Here is a 3,066-nt window from a genome sequence, read left to right as displayed (position 1 = left end):
TTCTGCGGCATCGACGCCGCGATGGACGTGGTGTCCGGCAAGTGGAAGGTGCTGATCCTCTGGGAGCTGCACCCCGTTTCTGCTGGAGCGCCGCTCCGGCGGCCGGGCGTCGTCGGTGTGGGCACGGGTGGTCGGGTCGGGTGAACTCTTCGGTAGGTTCGGGCCATGGCTACCGCACTCGTCACCGGCGCCACCGCGGGCATCGGGCGCGCCTTCTCCCGCCGACTCGCCGCCGAGGGCCACGACATGGTCCTGGTGGCCCGCGACGCCGAACGGCTCGCCGAACTCGCCGATCGCCTGGAGGCCCGGCACGGCGTCCGGGTCGAGGTGCTCTCGGCGGACCTCGCCGACCTCGAGCAGCGCGCCCAGGTCGAGCAGCGCCTCTCCGACCCCGATCGCCCGGTCGACCTGCTGGTCAACAACGCCGGGTTCGGCACGGCCGGGTCGTTCTGGGAAACCACCTCCGCCGAGCTGCAGCGGCAGCTGAACGTCAACGTCGCCGCCGTGCTCGCGCTGACGCACGCCGCGGTGCGCGGGATGCGGGAGCGCGGCCAGGGCGACGTGATCAACGTGTCCAGCGTGGCCGGGTTCTTCCCGGTCGCCGGCTCCACCTACGGGGCGACCAAGGCCTACGTGACCGCCTTCTCCGAAGGGCTGTCGGTGTCGCTGACCGGCAGCGGGGTGCGGGTCATGGCGCTGTGCCCGGGCTTCACCCAGACCGAGTTCCACCAGCGGGCCGGGCTGGAGATGGCCCGGCTGCCCAGGGCGTTCTGGCTGCAGGCCGACCAGGTGGTGCACGAGGCCCTGGCCGACCTGCGCCACGGCAAGCCCGTGTCGGTGCCGGGCGTGCAGTACAAGGCGCTGGTCGCCATCGGCCGGTTGGTGCCGCAGAAGCTCCAGCGCATGATCGTGACGCGCACCGTCCCGGGCCGCACCTGAGCCGCGACCATTACCGCCCACGAGGGCCCGGCACCCGGCCGGTATGCTGAAAACTCGTGGTCAAAGTGGATGAACAGCAGCGCACCGAGCTCGCCCGCCTGGTCCGGGAACTCGCCGTCGTGCACGGTCGGGTCACCCTGTCCTCCGGCAAGGAAGCCGACTACTACGTCGATCTCCGCCGCGCGACGCTGCACCACCAGGCGGCGCCGCTGATCGGCGCTCTGCTGCGCCAGCTCACCGCCGACTGGGACTACGCCGCCGTCGGCGGCCTCACCCTCGGCGCGGATCCCGTCGCCACCGCGATGATGCACGCCGAAGGCCCCGGGCTGGACTCCTTCGTCGTCCGCAAGAGCACCAAGGCGCACGGCATGCAGCGGCTGATCGAGGGCCCGGACGTCACCGGGCGCCGTGTGCTCGCCGTCGAGGACACCTCCACCACCGGCGGCAGCGTTCTCACCGCCGTCGAGGCACTGCGCGCAGCCGACGCCGAGATCGTCGGCGTGGCGACCGTGGTCGACCGCGACACCGGCGCGCGCGAGGCGATCGAGGCTGCAGGGCTGCCGTACCGCTCGCTGCTGGGCCTGGCCGACCTCGGGTTGGCGTGAGCGAGGAGCTCGGTCCCACCGAGTGGGGAACCACCGTTGGCGTCGGCCCCTGGCCGGGCCGGTGGCCGACCGACGAGCGCTACGACCCGGAGCTGCTGGAGCACGGCGACCGGCGCAACGTGGTGGACCACTACCGGTACTGGCGGCGCGAGGCGATCGTCGCCGATCTGGACCTGCGGCGGCACGACTTCCACGTGGCCATCGAGAACTTCCAGCACGACCACAACATCGGCACGGTGGTGCGCACCGCGAACGCCTTCGCCGCGAAGGCCGTGCACATCGTGGGGCGGCGGCGGTGGAACCGGCGCGGCGCGATGGTCACCGACCGGTACCAGCACATCCACCACCACACCGACCTGGAGTCGCTGCGCGGCTACGCGGCCGAGCACGACCTGGCGCTGGTGGCGGTGGACAACACCGCCGGCGCGGTGCCGATCGAGCGGACGGCGCTGCCGCGCCGCTGCGTGCTGCTGTTCGGCCAGGAAGGCCCTGGCCTGCGGGAGGACTCGCGGCACGGCGCGGACCTGGTGGTGTCGATCGCGCAGTTCGGGTCGACCCGCTCGATCAACGCCGGCGTCGCGGCGGGCGTCGTGATGCACACCTGGATCGAGCAGCACGCCGATCTCGCCGACGCCTGGTGATCCGTCTCGGGGCCGTGCCGTCGCCGGCCACCGATGAGTTCTTCGACCTGGCGTGGTCTGTTCAGGTAAGCCGCGAACAGACCACGATCAGTTGGGGGAACCCATGACCACCAACGCGCTTCCGCCCGTAGTCGACGCCGACACCTGGCAGCGCCAGCTCGACGAGCTGCGCGCCCGGGAGAAGGCCGCGACCCGGGAGCTCGACGCGATCGCCGCGCAGCGCCGCCGCATGCCGATGGTCGAGATGCCCGACTACACCCTCGAGGGCGAGGAGGGGCCGGTTCGGCTGGCGGACATCTTCGACGGCGAGTCGCAGCTGATCGTCTACAACCACATGTGGTTCCCGGGCAAGGAATGGCAGTGCGGGGGCTGCACCGGGTTCACCTCGCAGTTCACCCGGCTTGAGTTCCTGAACAACTACGACGCCCGGTTCGTCATCGTCACCCAAGGCCCGATCGACGAGGCGCTCGCCTACAAGCGGCGGGTCGGGAACGAGATGCCCTGGTATTCCACGGCGAACAGCACGTTCGGCTCCGACGTCGGCGCACCGCCCGGCGGAGGATTCGCCGTCAACGTGTTCCTGCGCGACGGCGACACCGTCTACCGCACCTGGCACACCAATGGCCGCGGCACCGAGCAGCTCAGCTACACCTTCGCGCTGATCGACCTGCTGCCGTACGGGCGGCAGGAGGAGTGGCAGGACTCGCCCGAGGGCTGGCCGCAGGAGCCCGCCTACAGCCGGTGGTCCGGCTCCGAAGACATCGCCGCGCTCTACGGACCGGACGAACCCTGATCCGGCCCGGCGCCCTGGTGCCGAAGGGCCAGATCGCGCTCGGAGAACTCGCCGAAGAGCAGCGGGAGCACGCGCTGGCGCTGATCTG

General features: G+C 71.3%; 4 protein-coding genes. All 4 read left to right on the top strand.

Annotated elements, in window-relative coordinates; translation table 11 throughout:
• Positions 1 to 165: 165 nt before the first annotated feature.
• A complete protein-coding gene (locus tag AB0I53_RS42250; protein ID WP_358614933.1) occupies positions 166 to 939 on the top strand; it encodes an SDR family oxidoreductase in 774 nt (257 codons plus the stop codon).
• A gap of 56 nt (positions 940 to 995) precedes the next feature.
• Positions 996 to 1,544, top strand: coding sequence for an orotate phosphoribosyltransferase (gene pyrE, locus AB0I53_RS42245; RefSeq protein ID WP_358614931.1), 549 nt, complete (start codon positions 996 to 998; stop codon positions 1,542 to 1,544).
• Positions 1,541 to 2,185, top strand: coding sequence for an RNA methyltransferase (locus AB0I53_RS42240; protein ID WP_358614929.1), 645 nt, complete (start codon positions 1,541 to 1,543; stop codon positions 2,183 to 2,185). The genes pyrE and AB0I53_RS42240 overlap by 4 nt, the downstream gene beginning before the upstream one ends.
• A 103-nt stretch (positions 2,186 to 2,288) precedes the next feature.
• Positions 2,289 to 2,978, top strand: a complete 690-nt coding sequence (locus AB0I53_RS42235; protein WP_358614927.1) for a DUF899 family protein — start codon at positions 2,289 to 2,291, stop codon at positions 2,976 to 2,978.
• Positions 2,979 to 3,066 lie beyond the last annotated feature (88 nt).

It is taken from the genome of Saccharopolyspora sp. NPDC050389, assembly GCF_040655595.1.
GTDB lineage: Bacteria > Actinomycetota > Actinomycetes > Mycobacteriales > Pseudonocardiaceae > Saccharopolyspora.
The sequence above is the reverse complement of the archived record's forward strand: the minus strand, read 5'-3'. Positions and strand labels throughout refer to the sequence as shown.

Coding starts and splice junctions, on each gene's coding strand:
- AB0I53_RS42250 (WP_358614933.1), top strand. CDS start 166: ATGGCTACCGCACTCGTCACCGGCGCCACCGCGGGCATCGGGCGCGCC.
- AB0I53_RS42235 (WP_358614927.1), top strand. CDS start 2,289: ATGACCACCAACGCGCTTCCGCCCGTAGTCGACGCCGACACCTGGCAG.